The organism is Streptomyces armeniacus (genome assembly GCF_003355155.1).
In the GTDB taxonomy this organism is placed as follows: Bacteria; Actinomycetota; Actinomycetes; order Streptomycetales; family Streptomycetaceae; genus Streptomyces; species Streptomyces armeniacus.
The window spans coordinates 5,198,847-5,216,712 of the sequence record NZ_CP031320.1; the positions used below are offsets into that span (position 1 = coordinate 5,198,847).

Here is a 17,866-nt window from a genome sequence, read left to right on the forward strand (position 1 = left end):
GTCATGAGGGGGCGTCAGGGGACGGCGCGGTGGACATCTCGGCGGCCTGCCGGAGGGCCTCGACCATGCTACCGGCCTCGGCGCGGCCGGTTCCGGCGATGTCGAAGGCCGTTCCGTGGTCGACGGAGGTGCGGATGACGGGCAGGCCGACGGTGAGGTTGACGCCGGCCTCGATGCCGAGGACCTTGACCGGGCCGTGGCCCTGGTCGTGGTACATGGCGACGATGAGGTCGAAGTCGCCGCGTGAGGCGAGGAAGAACGCGGTGTCGGCGGGCAGCGGGCCGCGGGCGTCGACGCCGTTCCCGCGGAGCTTCTCCAGCGCCGGGACGATCTTCTCGGCCTCCTCGCCGTAGCCGAAGAGGCCGTTCTCGCCCGCGTGCGGGTTGATGCCGCAGACGCCGATGACCGGCGCGGGGTTGCCCGCGCGGACCATCGCGTCGTGCCCGCGGCGCACCGTGCGCTCGACCAGGCCGGGTTCGATGCGGTGCACGGCGTCGATGAGGCCGATGTGGGTGGTGACGTGGATGACCTTCACCTTCTCGGTGGAGAGCATCATGGACACCTCCTCGACGCCCGTGAGATGGGCGAGGAGTTCGGTGTGGCCGGGGTAGAGGTGGCCCGCGGCGTGCAGGGCCTCCTTGTTGAGGGGCGCGGTGCAGATCCCGTGGACGTCGCCGGCGAGGGCGAGTTCGGCGGCGCGCCGTACGTACTCGTGGGCTGCGTGCCCGGCTTCCGCGGACAGCGTGCCCCATGGCAGGCCGCCGGGGAGCAGGCCGAGGTCGACGACGTTGATGCGTCCAGGGGCGAACTCGGCGGCGCGCGGGTGCGGTACGGGGACGATCTCGCAGTCGAGTCCGGGGATGCCCGCCGCCTGCCGCAGCCGTGCGGCGTCGCCGACGACGACGGGGCGGCAGCGGGCGGGGACGCCGGGGTCGAGGAGCGCCGCGACGATCACTTCGGGGCCGACTCCGGCGCCGTCTCCCATGGGCACCGCGATGAGGGGGAGTTCGCGGGGGGTGGCGGGACCTGCGTTCACGTGGTGTCTCCTGAGGGCGCTACGGGGGACGGTACTGGGGTGTCCTGCGGCGGGCTGTGTTGTGGTGGGCCGTCGTGCGGTGGGCCGTTGTGCGATGGGCTCTCGTGCTGCGGGCTGAACTGCCGTGCGCTGTGCGGTGGGTTCGGCGGGTTCGGCTCGCTTACGGCGGACGGTGGCGGTGGCGGCCCCGGTGCAGGTGCCGGTACCGGTGCCGGGCGCAGCGCCGCCGCGATCGTGCGCAGCGAGTCCCGGCCGCCGTGGCTGCCGGGCCGGGTGACGACGCTGCGGCCGTCGGGGGCCAGCGCGTGGACCGCGCCGGGGTGGATCTCGGCCAGCGGCGTCAACTCCCGTACGCCGAGGGCGTCCAGCACGCGCCGCGCCGTCTCGCCTCCGGTGAGGACGAGGTCCGCGCCGCCCGCCGCGTCCGCGACCGTACGGGCCAGGGCGGCGGCGAGGGTGGGCGCGGCGGACGGCCGTACGCCCTGCCCGCCGTCGATGCTGACGACGGTGACCGCGTCCGGGCCGAGCGCCAGCGGCCGTACGGCGCCGGGGTCTTCCAGCTCGGCGGGAGTGAGCTGTACGTGCCGCGCACCGTACGCGGCCAGTTGCGCGATCTGCGCAACGGCGTGGGGTTCGGCGGTGCCGACCACGAAGAGGAGCGGGCGGCGCTCGGACGGCGGGGCGGGCGGTGGCGCGGGCCGCGGCTCCGCGGCCGAGGGCTCCGGCGTACGGCCCAGTGCGGCGGCCAGGCCCGCCGAACCCAGGAGCCGGAAGTCCCGGCCGAGCAGCAGCGCCGCCGCGGCGACCGCGTCGAGGTCGGCGTCCGACTCCGCGTCCACGACAGGGTGGTGCCCGCGCTCGGCGGCGGCGGACAGCACGCGGGCGAGGGCGCGCGGCCCGGCGCGTACGGCGCCCAGCGGAACGGCCTCCGTAGGGAGCCCGGCGAGCGCCACCGCGACGGACCGCGGGGCGGGACGCGGCTCGGCGCGCCAGGCTTCGGTGCGGTGCAGCGGGACGCCGTCGAGGTGCACGACTCCCCCGCGTACGGTCCGCCCCTGCGCCGGCAGCGCCGGGGCGATGACGACGGCACGCGCGCCTTCGGCGAAGGCGGCGGTCTCGGCGGGCAGGTTGCCGCGGAGCTGCGAGTCGGCCTTCTTGAAGACCGTCTGCTCGCCGTCCCACCAGGCGTCGAGCGCCGTACGGAGCGCTGCCGCGGCCTGTTCGGGCGGCAGGGACCGGGAGTCGAGGTCGACCACGAGGGCCCGCGCCGCCCCGGCCTGTTCGCGGGCGACCGTACGCGCCGCCGTACGGGCCGCGTAAGCCGTACGGGCCGCGTAAGCCGTACGGGCCCCGTGATCCGTACGGGCCGTGCCGCCCTGGTGTGTCTCGTCGGCGGGCGCCAGGACGAGCCGGCTCGGGCGGCGCAGCGCGGCGCCGGTCTCCGCGGCGCCGGACAGGTCGTCGGCCAGTGCCAGCACGCGACGGCTCGCGGGGCGGCCACGGCCACGGGGAACGACGGACACGGACACCTCCTGGGGGCACGCCGCTCGGCGGGCGGCCTCGGCGCCGAGCATGACACACTCTGCGCGTTCTGCGCGAGACCTCTTGCGCAGAACGCGCAGACGTGCCAGCGTTCCCCGCGACGGCGACCGCCGTGTCCCGCACCGGAAGGAACCCTTCGTGAGCACCCGCATCGAGCTCCCGGACTCCCCCGTCCCGCTGTCGCGCCTGGTCCTGGGCACCATGACGTTCGGCGACACCGTCGACCGCGACGGCGCCGCCGCCATCCTGGACACGGCTCTGGACGCGGGCGTCACCGGCGTCGACACCGCCAACGGGTACGCGGGCGGCGAGAGCGAACGCATTCTCGGCGAGCTGCTTCCCGGCCGCCGCGACCGGATCGTGCTGGCCACCAAGGCCGGCATCCCGCACCCGGACCAGGCCGGGCACGCGCCGCTGTCGCGGGCGGGCCTGCGGGCCGCGCTGGAGGGCAGCCTGAAGCGCCTCGGCACCGGCCACGTGGACCTCTTCTATCTGCATCAGCCCGACCGCACGACGCCGGTACGCGAAACCCTGGCGGCCGTGGCCGAGTTCGTGGCGGAGGGCACCGTACGGGCGCTGGGCGTCTCCAACCACGCGGCGTGGCAGATCGCCGAACTCACGCGGGCGGCCGACGAGACGGGCGCGCCCCGGCCCGTGGTCGCGCAGCAGCTGCACAACCTGCTGGCACGCCGTATCGAGGAGGAGTACACCGAGTACGCCGCCACCACCGGGCTCGCCACCATGGTCTACAACCCGCTCGGCGGCGGCATGCTCACCGGCCGGCACCGCTTCGACCGGGACCCGGCGGGCGGGCGCTTCGGGGACTCCGGGCTCGCGGCGATGTACCGGCAGCGCTACTGGCATGAGGACCTGTTCGCCGCCGTCGCGCAACTCACCGGCATCGCAGGGGAGGCGGGCATCCCGCCCGCCGAACTCGCCCTGCGGTGGCTGCTCGACCGCCCCTCCACCGACGCCCTGCTGCTCGGCGGCTCCACGACGGGCCACCTGCGCGCGAACCTCGCCGCCGCCCAGGCGGGCCCGCTGCCCGCCGACGTCACCGCCGCCTGCGACGAGGTCGGCGCGCGGCTCCGCGGCCCGATGCCCGCGTACAACCGCTGACCCCGCCGCACCCCCCGTCCTCCCCGTCAACACCTCGCTGCCCGTCTGGCCCGCCGAGTTCTGCGCGCGGCTCGCCGCCGGGCCCCGGCTCGTCATGCGCTACGACCTCCGCGACACCGGCCGTTCCACCGCCACCGACCCGGACGCGCCGCCGTACGTGCTCCGCGACCTGGTCGCGGACGCCGCCGGGCTGATCGGCGCGCTCGGGCTGCGGCGAGACGGAGACCGGTCCGGCCGCCGTAGGACTTGCGCAGCCCGAGGGGCGGGATCGCCCCCGCGCCCCCACGCGCCGCCGCGATCTCGGCCCTCGGCCTGCGCAAGTCGTACGGCGGCCGGACCGTGCTCGACGGCGTCGATCTGCGCGTGCCCGAGGGAACGGTCTTCGCGCTCCTCGGGCCCGACGGCGCCGGCAAGACCACCACGGTGCGCATACTCTCCACGCTGACCGCCGCCGACGAGGGCGAGGCGCAGATCGCGGGTCACGATCTGGCCCGTGAACCCGCGGACGTACGGGAGGCGATCGGCGTCACCGGCCAACTCCCGGCGGTGGACCGGCTCCTCACGGCCGAGGAGAACCTGCTCTTCATGGCGGACCTGCACCACCTCCCGCGCGCCGAGGGCCGCCGCCGTGCCGCGGACCTGCTGCGGCGCTTCGCGCTGGGCTCGGCGGCGAGTTCGCCGGCGGGCACGTTCCCGGACGGGATGCGGCGCAGGCTGGACTTCGCGATGACACTCGTCGGCGCCCCGCGGGTGCTGTTCCTCGACGAGCCGACGACCGGGCTCGACCCGCTGAGCCGCCGTACGGTGTGGGAGGCCGTACGCGGTCTCGTCGCGGAGGACGGTGTGACGGTGTTCCTGACGACGCAGTATCCGGAGGAGGCCGACCAACTCGCGGACCACATCGCCGTACTGGACCGGGGCAGGGTCGTCGCCGAGGGCGGCCCGGAGGAGTTGCGGCGGCGGGTGCCGGGCGGTCACATCCGGCTGCAGTTCGCGGACACGGAGGCGCTCGACTCGGCTGCCGCGCTGTTCGGCGCCGTGGTGAGCGACCCGGAGCAGCTCACCCTCCAGGTGCCGAGCGACGGCGGCTTCCAGATCCTGCGGGCAGTGCTCGACGTCCTGGACGACGCGGGGCTCCGGGCGGAGGCCCTCACCGTGTACACCCCGGGCCTCGACGACGTCTTCGCCGCCCTCACCGGCCAGCCCGCACCGCGGTCCAGCTCGCAGCCCAGCCCGCGGCCGGTCGCCCGGCAGCCCGCCGACTCCCGCCAGGAGAGCGCCTGATGACGACCCGCGCCCGTACCCGGCGGCTGTACGGCGTCCATGCCCTGGCCGACACGGTGACGATGCTGCGGCGCAGCCTCAGACACGCGTGGCGCTCCCCCTCGATGACGCTGACGGTCGTCGGGATGCCGGTCGTGACGCTGCTCCTGTTCACGTACGTCCTGGGCGGCGCCCTGGGCGACGGGATCGGCGGCCCGTACGCGCGCGGCGGCGCGTACGTCGACTACGTCGCCCCCGGCATCATCCTCACCGCCGCCACCGCGGGCGCGCTCGTGACGGCCGTCGCCGTCTGCGTCGACGTGACGGACGGCCTCGGCGACCGCTTCCGTACGATGGCGATTTCCCGCGCCTCGTTCCTTACGGGGCATGTCGTGGGCAGCCTCGTACAGACGCTGCTCAGCGTCCTGCTGGTGCTGGCCGTCGCGGTGCTCGCGGGCTTCCGGCCGGACGCGACGCCGGTCGAGTGGCTGGCCGCGTTCGGCGTACTCACCCTGCTCACCCTCGCGTTGACGTGGCCGGCCGCCCTGGTCGGCCTGGTGGCGCGTACGCCCGAGACGGCGAGCAACGTGCCGATGCCGGTGCAGTTCCTGCCGTTCCTCGGCAGCGCGGTCGTACCGCCGGAGACGATGCCGGCGGGCCTGCGCTGGTTTGCCGAGTACCAGCCCTTCACCCCCGCCACCGACACCCTGCGCGGGCTGCTCACGGGGACGGCCGTCGGCGGCAGCGCGCTCGCCGCGGTGGCCTGGTGCGGCGGCCTGGCGGCGGTGGGGTACGTGTGGGCGCGGTCGGCGTTCGACCGGGGGGCGGGGCGGCGGGGGGTGCCGGAGGCGCGGGGCGGGCCGGGCGTACCCGGTGGGCCGGGTGGACCGGGTGGACCGGGCTACGAGGGCTGAGCGGGACGGCCCGCCCCGTCCGGCTGCTGCACGGCGATCGGCTGGATACGCGCACCGGTCCGCCGCAGATGCTCCGCGTAGTCCTGGGTGTTCAGGGCCAGCGAACGGTCCAGCCGGGCGGCGTTGAAGAAGATCTCGGGGTGCTCCAGCAGCCCGGGGTCGACGATGAGTTCGAGGCTCGGATGGAAGCTGAACGGCAGGATGGTGCCGCTGGCACTTCCGGACAGCTCCTCGGCCCGCTCGGGTGTGGCGAAGGACGCGTATGTCCCGTCCGCCAGGACTTTCAGCCCGTTCAGATCGACGCGCGCGTCGCCGGGGACGACGGCGAGGAAGTAACGCTTGGTGCGCTTGCCGGTCTTCACCATGACGACAAGGCACTTGGCCGCGTGCGCCACGGGGTGCCCCCGGTGGCCGCTGACGACCTCGGTACGGCCTTCGGGTTCGTGGTCGAGCACGCGGTAGCGGGCACCGTGCGCGTCGAGCAGCGCAAGGAGCCGCGCGTACGCGTCGCCGTCGCCGGTCTCCCCTTCGTCGGTCGCGGCGGGGGACAGGTGTTCCTGGGGCACGCTCACCATCCTTCGTCGAACATCCTCTTGACCTCGGCGATGCGCTGCTCGTCACGCTGGTAGAAGGTCCACTGCTTGATCTTCTTGGCGCGCAGCAGCCCCGCTCCGGTCAGCAGCCGGAGATGCACGCTGGCCGTCGGCTGACTCACGCCGAGCTTCTCGGCGATGAGCACGGAACACACCCCGTCCTCCACGAGATCCCCGTCCCGCTGCGGCGCGAAGTGCGCTGCGGGATCCCGCAGCCACTCCAGCACCGCCAGCCGCTTCTCACTGCCCAGTGCCTTCAGCACGCTCACGTCCATCACTTAGTCAGTTTGCTAACTGGCTAAGTGATCCGTCAAGGGGCCCCCAGCGCTCGCTCGCCGGACGGCACCGCTGCGGGCCTGTCCGTGCCCGTGCCCGGCGCGGGGCGCGGTCGCGGCGTACGGGCTGGGGGTGCGAGTCTCTGGGGCAGCCGTCGGTGCGCGGAGCGCCGGCAGACGGGAGGGGCGGCGTATGAGGGGAGCGTCGATGCGAGGCCGGCTGCGGGCCGCTGCGAGCAGTGCCGGCGGGGTGGCGCTGTTCCTCGCCGCGTGCACCGCCGCGGCGGTCTACGGTGACACCATCTGGCGCACCATGGCGCCGAGTTGGCCGGGCGGCGGGCACGGATTCGCCGCCGCTGCCGGGTTCGCGCTCATCGTGTCCTGGAGTACGGCGGGGCTGGCCTTCCGCAGCGCGGTGAAGCTGGGGAGGCCGCTGTCCCGGCAGGCGGTCGCGTACTGGTGCGTGTCGGCCACGGCAACGGCGGTCGCCGTACTGCCCACCGTCACGCTCGCGATATTCGTGCCCGGTCGCAACGGCATGTTCCTCGGCTCCGTTCACCGGGGCGAGCCGATGTGGGTGGAGGCGCACTGGGAGGTGTGCCTGTCCCTCCTGGCCGGTCTGGGAGTCGGCGCGGCCCTCATGGCCGTCGTGGCGCTGGTCACGAAGCCGGGGGCGACCGGACGCCGACGCCGTGAGCCGACGGGGCCCTAGGCCTGCGGCCACACCGCCGGCCGTCGGGTCGCCCTACGGCTCCGAGTCCGGCGTCCGCTTCACCTGACGGGCCGGCGGGCCGGGGGCCGGGGAGGCCGGGGGCGGGCGAAGTAGTTGCTCGTCGGCTTGGCGTTGCCGAGCAGGACGCCGCTGAGCAGGACGACGAAGGCGACAGCGGCGGCCTGCGCCATGACCAGCCAGCCGTCCGAGTCGGGGTCCCAGGTGAAGACCATGTTGACCACGAGCAGGCAGGAGAACCCGAAGAGGGTGTTGTAGGTGTGCGCCGCCCAGAGATCCGTCTTCGGCTTGCCGCTGAGCATGCGAATGCCGGAACGCAGCACGAGGATGCCCATCAGCACGCCCAGCGTGCAGAACATGTACCCCAGGACGGCGCCGAAGACCCTGTTGTGGCCGGGCGGGGCGGCATCCATCCACGCCCAGCTCTGGTAGATGCCGAAGGCGGATCCGCCTGCCATTGCCGGGCCGACGACCAGCGCGTGGGCGATGAAGGCAATGACGGTGACAGGTCTGTGCCGTCCGGTGGTCCGCGCGGGCGGCGCGCCGTCGTAAGGATTGCGGGGTGCGGGGTTGGCCATGATCGCTCCTGGGTCAGCTGCTGCGTTCCGGTCGGTCGGCGCTCGCAGGCCCCCGACGTCACGGATCTCTGCACTTCACGCCCCCTGGGCCCCGCTGGTTCTGCCGGGAGGAGTGGGAAGGGTGTGAAACAGATGAACAATTGCCGACAGGCGAGCCGGGCAGAGGGCGGGTGAGGCCCTGGGCCGGTACGGGTTACGGCCGGGGCTTGCCGCTCCCGTCAGGAGGACCGGGCGTCGCCGGGGCGTCCGCGCTCAGCCGCTTTCCCCAGCCGCGCTCGACCGACCGGCGGCATCGGCGCGGTTCGTCGCCTGCGCTGGTGAACAGCGCGGTCAGCATGGGCACTCCGTGGGCGAGTGTCTGCTGCGGCAGGGGGCCTGTGGCGACGAGTGAGGCGAGGCCGTGGCCGATGGTCCAGCTCTGTGTCGCCAGTTCCAGCGGGTCGACCTCGTCACGGAAGCGGCTGTCCGTCTTGGCCCGTTCGACGGCGCTGACGAGGCGGTGCAGGGTTTCGTCCGCGGCGCCGGCGTCTTCGAGGCCGAAGCCCGCGTCGAACATGACGCGGTAGAGGTCGGGGTTCTCCAAGGCGTTGGCCAGGTAGGCGGCGCCCAGGGCGGCGAGGTCTCGTACGGGGTCCGCGGACATCTCGACCTCCGCGAGCCGGGCGGCGGCGAAGCTCGGCGTCGACCCGGTCAAGCCGATCACGCTGCTGGGCGTTGCGGCGCTGGGGGAACCCGACCTCCTGGTCGAGGTCGAAGCCACCGCGGTCGTCGAGTAGCCGTATCACCGCGAGCGGGGAGACGGGGGCGCCACCCCGGGTGGGTGGCGCCCCCGTCACGCGGTCACGGCCCCGGGCAGGGCGGCCGTGACCGCGTGCGGGGTCGTCAGCTCGTCAGCCCTTGCCCAGCAGGCCGTTCATCTCGGTGATCTCCTTCGTCTGGGCGGTGATCACCGCGTCGGCGAGGCGTTTGGCCGGGCCGTACGTGCCGTCCCGCTGTTCCGTCTCGGCCATGGTGACCGCGCCCTTGTGGTGTTCGATCATGAGCTTCAGGAACGCGGTGTCGAAGTCGCGTCCCTTGGACTTCTTCAGGCCGTCCAGCTGCTTGCCGCTCATCATGCCGGGCATCCGCGCGCCGCCGCCGTGGTCCGCGTGGCCGCCGCCGTGGTCCATGCCGGACATGGCGTCGTCCTCAGCGGGGACCTTCTCGTCCCACTGCTTCAGCCAGCCCGTCATGGTCCTGATCTCCGGGTCCTGGGCCTTCTTGATCTTCTTGGACAGCTCCTTGACCTGCCCGGAGGAGGCGCGGGTGGGGGCCAGGTCCGCCATCTGAACTGCCTGGCGGTGGTGCGGGATCATCTGGGTCGCGAAGTCCACGTCCGCCTGGTTGTGGTGCGCGGAGGCGGAGGCCGAGGCGGACTTACGGGCGTCCGGGCCGTCCGAGCCCGAGTCCGAGCCGGAGTCGCCGTCGGAGCCGCCGCAGGCGGACAGGGCGAGCAGCGCGGCGGTCGCTACGGCGGTGCTCGCGCCCGTACGGAGTGAACGGCCGCCGGGCAGGCGTCGGTTGAGGTTCATGGTCGCGGAACTCCTGTTACTGGTACGTGCGTGTACGGATCGAGGCATGACGGCACGCGGCGGCCGCGCGCCCGTGGCGGGACGCGCGGCCGCCGCGGGGCGCCTCTAGATCCGCAGGAGTTGGAGTTCCGCGAGAGTGGGCGGGGCGCGCCCGCCCACCGGGGCGTACGACTCGGGCGAGAGCGGCGGCGGTACGGGGAGGGCCGACGACCGTACGGACGGCGCCAGCGCGCCCGTGAGCGGCGGCGAGCCGGGTACGGTCGCGGACGCGCAGTGCTGGTCCGTGTGCCTGCCGTGCGGGGAGTGGCCCTGGCCGCCGTCGTGGCAGACGCGTTCGTGCCGGTCGCCGTGCGCGGCGGGCGCCGTACGGTGGCCCGCGCCGTCGCCTTCCGTACGGTGCGCGTCGTGCTCCGTACGGTGCGCGCCGCCCGAGCCGATGGCATCCGTACGGGGGTGAGTGCCGGGGTGTGTGCCGGCGCCCGTAGGGGCGTGTGCCGCCGCCGTATTCGGCAGCGCGGCGGCGGGCGACGGCGCCAGGCCGTGCATCCCGAGCAGCCCGGCGAGCAGCGCCAGTACGAGCCCGGCCTTCGCCCGCAGCTTCGGCTGCGGACGCAGATGCGCGTGGGGCTCGGGTCGGCTCACGCGTCGCATCGTAGACGAGCCGCCGTACGGGCCCCGCTCCCGCACCCCGGACGACACATCGTAAATATGACGCTCCCTGTCAACTAAGGCGCTGATACTCCACGGCAACGAGCACGGCAACGAGCACGGCAACGAGCACGGCAACGAGCGCGGGCGACCAGCGCGCCACGCGCACGCGACCCGCAGCGGCCCACGAAAAGGAGCACGGCGATGAACAGCACCCACCCACTGGCCCGGCAAGTACGGGGCCCCGTCCTGGCCCCCGCCGACGACGGCTACGCCGCCGAGACCGCCGCCTTCCAGGCCGGTCTGGAGCAGCGCCCGGACCTCGTCGTGGGCGCGCTGGACGCCGACGACGTACGGGCCGCGGTGCGGCACGCCGCCGCCCGGGGCATGCCCGTACGGGTGCAGGCGACCGGCCACGGTGTGCCCGCCGCGAGCGAGGGCGGGCTGCTGATCAACACCCGCCGCATGGACGGCGTACGCGTCGACCCGGCCGCCCGCACCGTACGGGTGCAGGCCGGCGCGCGCTGGGAGCAGGTCATCGCGGCGGCCGCGCCGCACGGGCTCGCGCCGCTGAACGGCAGCGCGCCGCACAGCGGCGTCGTCGGCTACACGCTGGGCGGCGGACTGGGCCTGCTGGCGCGGCAGTTCGGGTACGCGGCGGACCACGTGCGGGCCCTCGACCTGGTCACGGCGGACGGGGAGCCGCGGCACGTCACGGCGCGGGAGGAGCCGGAGCTGTTCTGGGCGCTGCGCGGCGGACGTTCCGGGTTCGGCGCGGTGACCGGTCTGGAGGTCGGTCTCGTGCCGGTCCCCCGGCTCTACGGCGGCACGCTGGCCTTCGACGGCGCGCTACTCGCCGACGTGCTGCGCGCGTACCGCGACTGGACGGCGGGCGGCCTGCCCGACGAGCTGACCTCGTCCGTGATGGCCATCGTCTACCCGGACATCCCGGCCCTCCCGGAGCCGCTGCGCGGGCGCCACGTCGTCCAGGTACGCGTCGCGTACACGGGGGACGCGGCCGAGGGCGAACGGCTGGTGGAGCCGCTGCGTACGGTCGGCCCGCGCATCACCGAGAAGCTCGGCGACATGCCGTACACCGAGAGCCCCACGATCCACGCCGACCCGACGGACCCGCACCCGTACACGGGCACGAACATGCTGCTGAGCGACCTCGACCTGGCGGCGGTGACGGAATTCGCCGAACAGGGCGGCCCCGGCGCGGAGTTCTTCAGCGTGGTGCAGCTGCAGCAGCTCGGGGGCGCGCTCGCGCGTCCGCCGCGGGACGGCAACGCGGTGGGGCACCGGGACGCGCGGTACTCGCTGAGCGTCCTGTCGGTGGCGGCGCAGCCGGAGGAGGCCGCGGCCCGCGCGTTCCACGGGCGGCTGGAGGAGCCGCTGAAGCCGTGGGCGGTCGGCCGGTTCCTGAACTTCCTGTTCGGGGCGGTCGACCCGGGCCGGCTGCGCGAGGCGTACGAGCCGGAGACGTGGCGGCGGCTGGAGGAGCTGCGGGAGGCGTACGACCCGTCGGGGCTGTTCCGTACGGAGGCGGCGACGGGCAGCTGACGCGTGCGGGAGGCGAACGGCAGGGCGGGCAGGGCGCGGTGAGGAGCCCTGCCCGCCGTCTGGGGGGTGTGACGCCGCCGGGCGGCCGGAACGGCCGGTGGTCAAGTGGCCGGGCGGCGGCGCTGGTTGGTGCCGCTCGTACGTGCTGTACGTGCCGTACGTGCGCCGTACACGTGCTGGTTGGTGCGGTGGCGCGGTGGCGCGGTGGCGCGGTGGTGCCGTGATGCCTTGATGCCGGGCGCCGGCAGTGGTGTGCCGCCGGCGCTGCGACCCGTTACGGGGCCGGCCGTGGGGGAACCGGCCCCGTAACGGTGGCCGCTAGTCGGAGGTGCTCACGCGGACGTAGTCCACGACGAGTTCCTGCGGGAACTGCGTGCTGTCGTCGGGGTCGCCGGGCCAGTAGCCGCCGACCGCCAGGTTGAGGATGAGGAAGAACTCCTTGTTGAACACCCAGTTCTTGCCGCCGAGGTCGGCCGGCGTACGTGTCTGGTAGACGTTCCCGTCCACCGACCACGTGACCTTGTCCGGTGCCCAGTCGATGGCGAAGGTGTGGAAGTCGTCGGCGAACTCCTCGCCGTTCGGCAGCGAGTACGAGGCGCCGATCGCGGCGTCGCCCGAGTAGTCGGGGCCGTGCAGCGTGCCGTGCACGGTGCCGGGCTCCTTGCCGACGTTCTCCATGACGTCGATCTCGCCGCAGTTGGGCCAGCCGACGTCACCCATGTCGTTGCCGAGCATCCAGAACGCGGGCCACATGCCCTGGCCCCGCGGCACCTTCATGCGGGCCTCGACGTGCCCGTACTGCTGGGTGAACTTGCCGGAGGTGTTCAGCCGTGCCGAGGTGTACTCGCAGGGGCCGTACCAGCACTGGTAGTTGCCCGGGTTCTCCTTGCGGGCGGTGATCACCAGGTTGCCGTTGCCGTCGAGCGCGGCGTTGTCGCTCCCGCCGGTGTACCACTGGCGTTCGTGGTTGTTGACGTTGTCGCCGGTCTCGATCTGCCACTTGCTGCCGTCGACCGCCGATCCCGCGGCGCCGTCGAAGTTGTCCTCGAAGGTGACGGCCTTGGTGCCGGCCTTGGCATCAGCCTTGGCCTGGGCGGAGCTCGGGGCGGCGGGCTTGTCCTCGGAGGCCATGCCGGTGTTCACGGTCGTCCAGCTCAGGACCGCCGCCATGCCGACGGCCAGGGCCGCGGTCGTACGAGGGCGTCGTCTCGCGTGGTTCAGCTGCCTTTGGAAGATGGAACTCACCTCGTCTGCGCTGTGGGGGGAACGCTGTTGTGAGTGACAAGGGTGAGGCCCTCGTGCCGGGCAGCGGGCCGGTAGGCATGCCGCTGGCCGGCCCGACAACGGGCTCGCCGCAGGTCCATACTTTTCTCGGTCCGTGAGTTAACTCTCTTGATGAGGTCCCGTCAAGATGCGTGTCATCACGTCAACTCTTGAATAAGAGCGCTCTCAGGAAGAAACGTGCCGCCAAACGGGCTACCCCGCTGATCCGCCCGGGTGACCCCCGGGCGGCACGGGTCGTTGGTCAGGTCATGGCAGTAATGGTGAAGCACTGGACGACTGCCGACGGTCGGGAAGAAACGGTTCCGTGCCCGCCGGTGAGCTCGCTGGGAACACCCATCTACGAGGCCCTGCTGCGCGAGTGGTCGCGCGAGGGCCGCACCGTACCGGGGGAGGACGACCCCGCGCGTGCGTACGCGTCCGGGCGCCCCCGCTCGTACGCGACCGGGCCCGGCCCCTCGTACGAGCCCCCGCCCCCGCCGCCGACGGCGCGGCCGATGTCGTACGAGGGGGGCAGGCGTACGGACTCCGGGCGGTACGAGTCCGCGTACGACTCCCCGCACCCGTACGACATGGACCCGCCGCGTCCGCTGGCCCCCCAGGCCGTCCCGGCCCCCCAGGCCTCCCGGGCTCCGCAGACCGTGACCGCCTCGGCCGACCGGACCGACCGGCACGACCGGACCGACCCGCACGCACGGCCCGCGTCGGTCGTGTCCGTCGCCTCGACCGGGCCGGTCACCTCGCCGGGGTCGGTCGGGCAGGTCACCTCGGTCACCGTGGCCGCCCCCGCGGGGGACGGCGGTGCGGCGGCACCGGACGACGAGCCGGTGTGGCAGCGCGTCGGCACCCTGTGAGTACGCGCGCCCACCCGCGTCCGGAGCAGCGTCCCGGCTGCTCGGGTCGCCGTCGTGGGCGTGAGCCGTCAGATTGGGACGGTGAAGGAGTATCCGGGCAGCGAAGACGCCTCCCCTGCCGTCAACGGCGCCGACCAGGCCCGTCGTACCCTTCCGCACCCGTACGCGCGCTGGATTCCGGCCGCGCTGATCGCCGCCGGCGTGATCGTCGACCTGTCGCTGCCGCCGGACTACACGCCCACCGCCCTGTTCGCCGCCGCCCCGCTGGTCGCCGCTCCGCTGCTGTCCGCGGTGGGCACGGCCGCCTGCGGCATCGCCGCGCTGGCCTCCCTGCTCCTGGTGCTGTACTTCGTCGGCGGGCCCACCTGGGGCGACGAGGTGATGACGGTGGCGACCATGGCCACCGTGGTCGTCCTCGCCATCGGCATCAACCGCCTCGTCCGCCGCAGCAACCGGCAGCTGGCCTCCGCCCGCGGCATCGCCGAGGCCGCCCAGCTCGCCGTGCTGCCCGTGCCTCCGGCGCGTATCGGCGGCCTCGACATCGCCGCGCGCTACGAGGCGGCGCAGTCCGACGCCCGTATCGGCGGCGACCTCTACGCGGTGCAGGAGACGCCGTACGGCGTGCGGCTCATCGTCGGCGACGTACGCGGCAAGGGCCTCGGGTCGGTGGAGGCCGTCGCGATCGTCATCGGTGCGTTCCGCGAGTCCGCCGAGGAGGAGCCGACCCTGGAGGGCGTCGCGCTCCGGCTGGAGCGGGCGCTGCAACGGGAGGGCGGCAGGCGCCGCGGGCTGGACCAGTTCGAGGGGTTCACCACCGCCGCGCTCGCCGAGGTGCCGGCCGCGGATCCGGGGCGGCTGCGGATCGTCAACCGCGGCCACCCCGCGCCGCTTCTCTTCTTCGAGGGCACCCCGCGTTATCTGGAGCCGTCCGTGTCCGCGCTGCCGCTCGGCATGAGCGAGCTCGGCTGGTGGCCGGACCGCGCGTACGAGGCGTACCTGCCGCCCGGCGCCCAACTCCTCCTCTACACCGACGGGCTGTCCGAGTCCCGCGACCAGCACGGCACGTTCTACGACCCGGTCAGGCGGCTGTCCGGGCACCGCTTCACGGGTCCGGAGGCGCTGCTGGACACGCTCGTCGCGGACGTACGGAAGCACGCGGGCGGCGGGAACACGGACGACATGGCGCTGCTGGCGCTGGGGCGGCGCTCGGACGGGGCGCGGGAGGCGAAGCCGCCGGGGGCGCGGCCGCCGGGGGTGTGGGGCGGGCCCGAACACGGCCCGAACGGACGCTGATCACACCGTGATCCACTTCCAGCCGTGCCCCAATTGCCCTTCCGTGAAACCAAAGTCCGGGCCAAAGCGTTTGCAAAATCGTTGGAACCGCTTGGAATCTCGGCCGCAAGTCTATTAACGTTCGATAACGCAGCGCGGTCGTCACTGCCGTCACGAGAGACGGCACCGTGCGCCGTCGCCTAATCCCGCAAGTGCAACAACACGAGCAACAACTTGACACACCTGCACCGAGGGAGCCGGGGAACCACCAATTGGGGTGAATCGGACTCGTCCCGCCCATGGACGCGGCCCGTAGGAGACCTTCCTGCTCCGAACCCGTCAGCTAACCCGGTAGGCGAGAAGGAAGGAAAGGAGAGCGCCCCCAGTGGCGTCCAACAGGCATGCCCCCGAGGTCTCGTACAGTCCGTACCACCACGAGGTAGACGACCGCGGCCACCGCTACGGCAACGGCTACGGAACGTACGAAACCCAGGCCTTCTCCCCCGTCGGACTCGCCGAGTACGCGGATCCGCACGCGGGACCAGGCGCCGGAGAGCCGGGCGACGCCCAGGCGTTCGCGGAGGCCCACGCGTTCACGCCGGCCGAGCCGCACGAGACGTACGAGACGCAGGCGTTCGCGCCGGTCGAGGCGTACGGCCCGGAGCCCGAGGCGGACGGCTGGGACGAGTGGAACCCGACCGAGGAGTCGATCCGGCCCGTACGCGGCAAGCACCGCGTCGCCAAGCAGCGCGGCGGGATGGCCCGCAGCGGAGCGGTGCTCGGCGTCGGCGTGATAGCCGCGGTCGGCGCGGGCGGCATGGCGACGGCGAAGGACAAGCCGTCGGCCCCGGTCTCGATGCCCGACCTGGCCTCGATGGCGGGCGCCGTCACGGACGAGATCCCCGCGGCCAAGAACCTGCCGGGCATCGGCAGCCTCGTCGACGACGACGCGGGCAGTGACCCCGCGGCGCACGCGCCCCTCAGCCAGGCCGCGCTCAACGGCTCCGGCACCGACTCCGAGTCCGGCCAGACCGACCCGGGCGAGGCGCTGCGCGAGCGCATCCTCGCCCAGGCCGCGCAGCAGCAGTCCGAGGCGGACCGTACGGCCCGCGAGGACGCGGCAGCGGCGGCGGCCAAGCAGGCGGCGGAGGAAGCGGCGAAGAAGGCCGACGCGGAGGCCAAGAAGAAGGCCGAGGCCAAGCGCAAGGCCGCCGAGGAGGCCAAGAAGAAGGCCGAGGCCGAACGGCTCGCCAAGCTCGCCCGCAGCTACACCCTGCCGACCTCCAACTTCCAGCTCACCTCCGGCTACGGCCAGGCGGGCGGCATGTGGGAGAACGACCACACCGGCCAGGACTTCGCCGCCCCGACCGGCACGCCGGTCAACGCCGTGCACACCGGCACCGTCAAGGAGGCCGGCTGGGCCGGCTCGTACGGCTACCGCATCGTGCTCGAGCTCAACGACGGCACGGAGGTGTGGTACTGCCACCTGTCCTCCATGCAGGTGTCCGCAGGCGAAGAGGTCAACACGAAGGACGTCATCGGCAACGTCGGCTCGACCGGCAACTCCACCGGCCCGCACCTGCACTTGGAGGTACGGCCCGGCGGCGGCGACGCGATCGACCCGCTGAGCTGGCTGCGCGGCAAGGGCCTCAGCGTCTGACGGGACGCGCGACGCACCGACCACACCCGGATCAACCCGGACCGGCCCCGGTCCTGAGCAGGAGCAGGACCGGGAGCACCGGAACCGGAACGCAGAACCCCCCACATCCCGCTCAGGGACCGTGCCGCCGTCCCGAACCGCCCGGGCGCTGTGCCCCCCACCTCGGCTCCCGGCAACGCAGGAGGGGACGGGGCGGCGGCCAACGGGGCCTGTACGGGCGCCACTCGGCGCCGCGCCCCGGCCGGCCCCGGTCCCGGCCCGGTGCCGGTCTCCGGCCCGGCACGAGCGGGAACCACGACGGCGTACGGCACTTGGCGAACCGCGTACGGCGAGGACGTAAGCGCATACGGCGCCGCACAGACCCCGGCGGCCCTGGTGGACACCCCCCGACACCAGGGTCGCCGGCCTCTTTCCCGTGGCCGCCCCGTCGCCGCCCCACGGTCGTACGCGTGGACCGGCCCGCGCCGTACGGCCGTTCAGCGCCGCCGCGGCTGCCCGTACGCCCGCGTCACCCTGATCCGTACGACCTGCCGCCGGTCGGCGACCATGGCCGCGCGGTACTCGTCCCAGTCGGGATGCTCGCCCCGGATCGCGCGGAAGACGTCGATCAGCTCCTCCACGGCCTCGTCATGGGGATCGGCCGCGACCGCGGACAGCTCGCCGTCGCCCTCCGCCACCGTCCAGGCCCAGCCGTCGTCGCTGGTGACGTGGTAGCCGGCGCGGGGATCGCGCGCGAGGTTGCGGGTCTTGGCCCGGTCCGCCGTGACGGAGACGCGGATGAGGCGGGTGCGGGGGTCGTAGGTGTGGTTGACGTTGGACAGCTGGGGGCGCCCGTCCCGTTTGAGCGTGGCCAGCACGCCACGGTCGTACTCGGTGAGCAGCGCCAGCAGCGCTTCGTCCCTTGACTCCGCGTCGGCCACGGTGTGTTGTCCTCTCCGGTCGGGGCTTGCGGTGCATGCGACATGCG

Annotated in this window: 18 protein-coding genes, 1 pseudogene and 1 riboswitch; of the genes and pseudogenes, 9 read left to right on the top strand and 10 right to left on the bottom strand. The window is 73.6% G+C overall.

Going from position 1 to position 17,866, the window contains the following annotated elements; all coding sequences use genetic code 11:
- Position 1: 1 nt before the first annotated feature.
- Positions 2–1,036 (bottom strand): 4-hydroxythreonine-4-phosphate dehydrogenase PdxA, encoded by a 1,035-nt coding sequence (pdxA, locus tag DVA86_RS22730; RefSeq protein WP_245996987.1) that lies wholly within the window; start codon positions 1,034–1,036, stop codon positions 2–4.
- Complete coding sequence (locus DVA86_RS22735; protein ID WP_245996990.1) at positions 1,033–2,559, bottom strand: four-carbon acid sugar kinase family protein; 1,527 nt, start codon at positions 2,557–2,559, stop codon at positions 1,033–1,035. The genes pdxA and DVA86_RS22735 overlap by 4 nt, the downstream gene beginning before the upstream one ends.
- A 157-nt stretch (positions 2,560–2,716) precedes the next feature.
- Between DVA86_RS22735 and DVA86_RS22740 the strand changes: the two genes are divergently transcribed.
- From DVA86_RS22740 to DVA86_RS22750, 3 genes are all read left to right on the top strand, one after another.
- A complete protein-coding gene (locus DVA86_RS22740) occupies positions 2,717–3,697 on the top strand; it encodes an aldo/keto reductase (RefSeq protein WP_245996993.1) in 981 nt (326 codons plus the stop codon).
- Between the two features lie 246 nt (positions 3,698–3,943).
- Positions 3,944–4,981: an ATP-binding cassette domain-containing protein gene (locus tag DVA86_RS22745; RefSeq protein WP_245996994.1), complete on the top strand. Its 1,038-nt coding sequence runs from the start codon at positions 3,944–3,946 to the stop codon at positions 4,979–4,981.
- Positions 4,981–5,874: an ABC transporter permease gene (locus DVA86_RS22750; protein ID WP_208880978.1), complete on the top strand. Its 894-nt coding sequence runs from the start codon at positions 4,981–4,983 to the stop codon at positions 5,872–5,874. The genes DVA86_RS22745 and DVA86_RS22750 overlap by 1 nt, the downstream gene beginning before the upstream one ends.
- Here the strand turns inward: DVA86_RS22750 and DVA86_RS22755 are convergent.
- Both DVA86_RS22755 and DVA86_RS22760 read right to left on the bottom strand, forming a co-directional pair.
- Entirely contained in the window at positions 5,862–6,425 is a 564-nt protein-coding gene (locus DVA86_RS22755; protein ID WP_245997721.1) for a YbaK/EbsC family protein, read from the bottom strand. The genes DVA86_RS22750 and DVA86_RS22755 overlap by 13 nt on opposite strands.
- A 17-nt stretch (positions 6,426–6,442) precedes the next feature.
- Positions 6,443–6,742 carry an ArsR/SmtB family transcription factor gene (locus DVA86_RS22760; RefSeq protein WP_208885030.1) on the bottom strand — a complete coding sequence of 100 codons (300 nt, stop codon included), beginning with the start codon at positions 6,740–6,742 and terminating at the stop codon, positions 6,443–6,445.
- Positions 6,743–6,950: 208 nt separating this feature from the next.
- On the opposite strand from DVA86_RS22760, the gene DVA86_RS22765 reads away from it, so the two are divergent.
- A complete protein-coding gene (locus DVA86_RS22765; protein ID WP_208880981.1) occupies positions 6,951–7,454 on the top strand; it encodes a hypothetical protein in 504 nt (167 codons plus the stop codon).
- A 59-nt stretch (positions 7,455–7,513) separates the two neighbouring features.
- On the opposite strand, the gene DVA86_RS22770 is transcribed toward DVA86_RS22765, so the two are convergent.
- Positions 7,514–8,050 carry a hypothetical protein gene (locus tag DVA86_RS22770; protein WP_208880983.1) on the bottom strand — a complete coding sequence of 179 codons (537 nt, stop codon included), beginning with the start codon at positions 8,048–8,050 and terminating at the stop codon, positions 7,514–7,516.
- 193 nt (positions 8,051–8,243) lie between these two features.
- The gene (locus tag DVA86_RS22775) at positions 8,244–8,744 is read right to left on the bottom strand and encodes a TetR-like C-terminal domain-containing protein (RefSeq protein WP_245996997.1); all 501 of its coding nucleotides are present in this window, start codon (positions 8,742–8,744) and stop codon (positions 8,244–8,246) included.
- On the opposite strand from DVA86_RS22775, the pseudogene DVA86_RS35445 reads away from it, so the two are divergent.
- Positions 8,707–8,826: pseudogene (locus DVA86_RS35445) on the top strand (RidA family protein); the annotation flags it as partial. The gene DVA86_RS22775 and the pseudogene DVA86_RS35445 overlap by 38 nt on opposite strands.
- A 114-nt stretch (positions 8,827–8,940) precedes the next feature.
- On the opposite strand, the gene DVA86_RS22780 reads toward DVA86_RS35445, so the two are convergent.
- Together DVA86_RS22780 and DVA86_RS22785 are read right to left on the bottom strand one after the other, a co-directional pair.
- Positions 8,941–9,621: a DUF305 domain-containing protein gene (locus DVA86_RS22780; protein ID WP_208880986.1), complete on the bottom strand. Its 681-nt coding sequence runs from the start codon at positions 9,619–9,621 to the stop codon at positions 8,941–8,943.
- Positions 9,622–9,726: 105 nt separating this feature from the next.
- Entirely contained in the window at positions 9,727–10,263 is a 537-nt protein-coding gene (locus DVA86_RS22785; RefSeq protein WP_208880988.1) for a DUF6153 family protein, read from the bottom strand.
- A gap of 210 nt (positions 10,264–10,473) precedes the next feature.
- On the opposite strand from DVA86_RS22785, the gene DVA86_RS22790 reads away from it, so the two are divergent.
- Positions 10,474–11,832: an FAD-binding oxidoreductase gene (locus tag DVA86_RS22790; protein WP_208880990.1), complete on the top strand. Its 1,359-nt coding sequence runs from the start codon at positions 10,474–10,476 to the stop codon at positions 11,830–11,832.
- 318 nt (positions 11,833–12,150) lie between these two features.
- On the opposite strand, the gene DVA86_RS22795 is transcribed toward DVA86_RS22790, so the two are convergent.
- Positions 12,151–13,077 (bottom strand): glycoside hydrolase family 16 protein, encoded by a 927-nt coding sequence (locus DVA86_RS22795; protein WP_245997000.1) that lies wholly within the window; start codon positions 13,075–13,077, stop codon positions 12,151–12,153.
- A 353-nt stretch (positions 13,078–13,430) separates the two neighbouring features.
- Between DVA86_RS22795 and DVA86_RS22800 the strand changes: the two genes are divergently transcribed.
- The 3 genes from DVA86_RS22800 (at position 13,431) to DVA86_RS22810 (ending at position 16,899) form a co-directional block, all read left to right on the top strand.
- Positions 13,431–13,967, top strand: a complete 537-nt coding sequence (locus tag DVA86_RS22800) for a hypothetical protein (protein ID WP_208880992.1) — start codon at positions 13,431–13,433, stop codon at positions 13,965–13,967.
- 81 nt (positions 13,968–14,048) lie between these two features.
- The gene (locus DVA86_RS22805; protein ID WP_425470907.1) at positions 14,049–15,260 is read left to right on the top strand and encodes a PP2C family protein-serine/threonine phosphatase; all 1,212 of its coding nucleotides are present in this window, start codon (positions 14,049–14,051) and stop codon (positions 15,258–15,260) included.
- A 209-nt stretch (positions 15,261–15,469) separates the two neighbouring features.
- Positions 15,470–15,612, top strand: a riboswitch (cyclic di-AMP (ydaO/yuaA leader).
- A gap of 12 nt (positions 15,613–15,624) precedes the next feature.
- Positions 15,625–16,899, top strand: a complete 1,275-nt coding sequence (locus DVA86_RS22810) for a M23 family metallopeptidase (RefSeq protein WP_208880994.1) — start codon at positions 15,625–15,627, stop codon at positions 16,897–16,899.
- A gap of 476 nt (positions 16,900–17,375) precedes the next feature.
- Here the strand turns inward: DVA86_RS22810 and DVA86_RS22815 are convergent, their stop codons facing one another.
- Entirely contained in the window at positions 17,376–17,819 is a 444-nt protein-coding gene (locus DVA86_RS22815; protein ID WP_208880995.1) for a PPOX class F420-dependent oxidoreductase, read from the bottom strand.
- Positions 17,820–17,866 lie beyond the last annotated feature (47 nt).

What these genes read in the sequence shown, in the direction of transcription:
- DVA86_RS22750 (WP_208880978.1), top strand. Translation starts at nt 4,981, where the DNA reads ATGACGACCCGCGCCCGTACCCGGCGGCTGTACGGCGTCCATGCCCTG.
- DVA86_RS22760 (WP_208885030.1), bottom strand. Translation starts at nt 6,742, where the DNA reads ATGGACGTGAGCGTGCTGAAGGCACTGGGCAGTGAGAAGCGGCTGGCG.
- DVA86_RS22765 (WP_208880981.1), top strand. Translation starts at nt 6,951, where the DNA reads ATGCGAGGCCGGCTGCGGGCCGCTGCGAGCAGTGCCGGCGGGGTGGCG.
- DVA86_RS22770 (WP_208880983.1), bottom strand. Translation starts at nt 8,050, where the DNA reads ATGGCCAACCCCGCACCCCGCAATCCTTACGACGGCGCGCCGCCCGCG.
- DVA86_RS22780 (WP_208880986.1), bottom strand. Translation starts at nt 9,621, where the DNA reads ATGAACCTCAACCGACGCCTGCCCGGCGGCCGTTCACTCCGTACGGGC.
- DVA86_RS22790 (WP_208880990.1), top strand. Translation starts at nt 10,474, where the DNA reads ATGAACAGCACCCACCCACTGGCCCGGCAAGTACGGGGCCCCGTCCTG.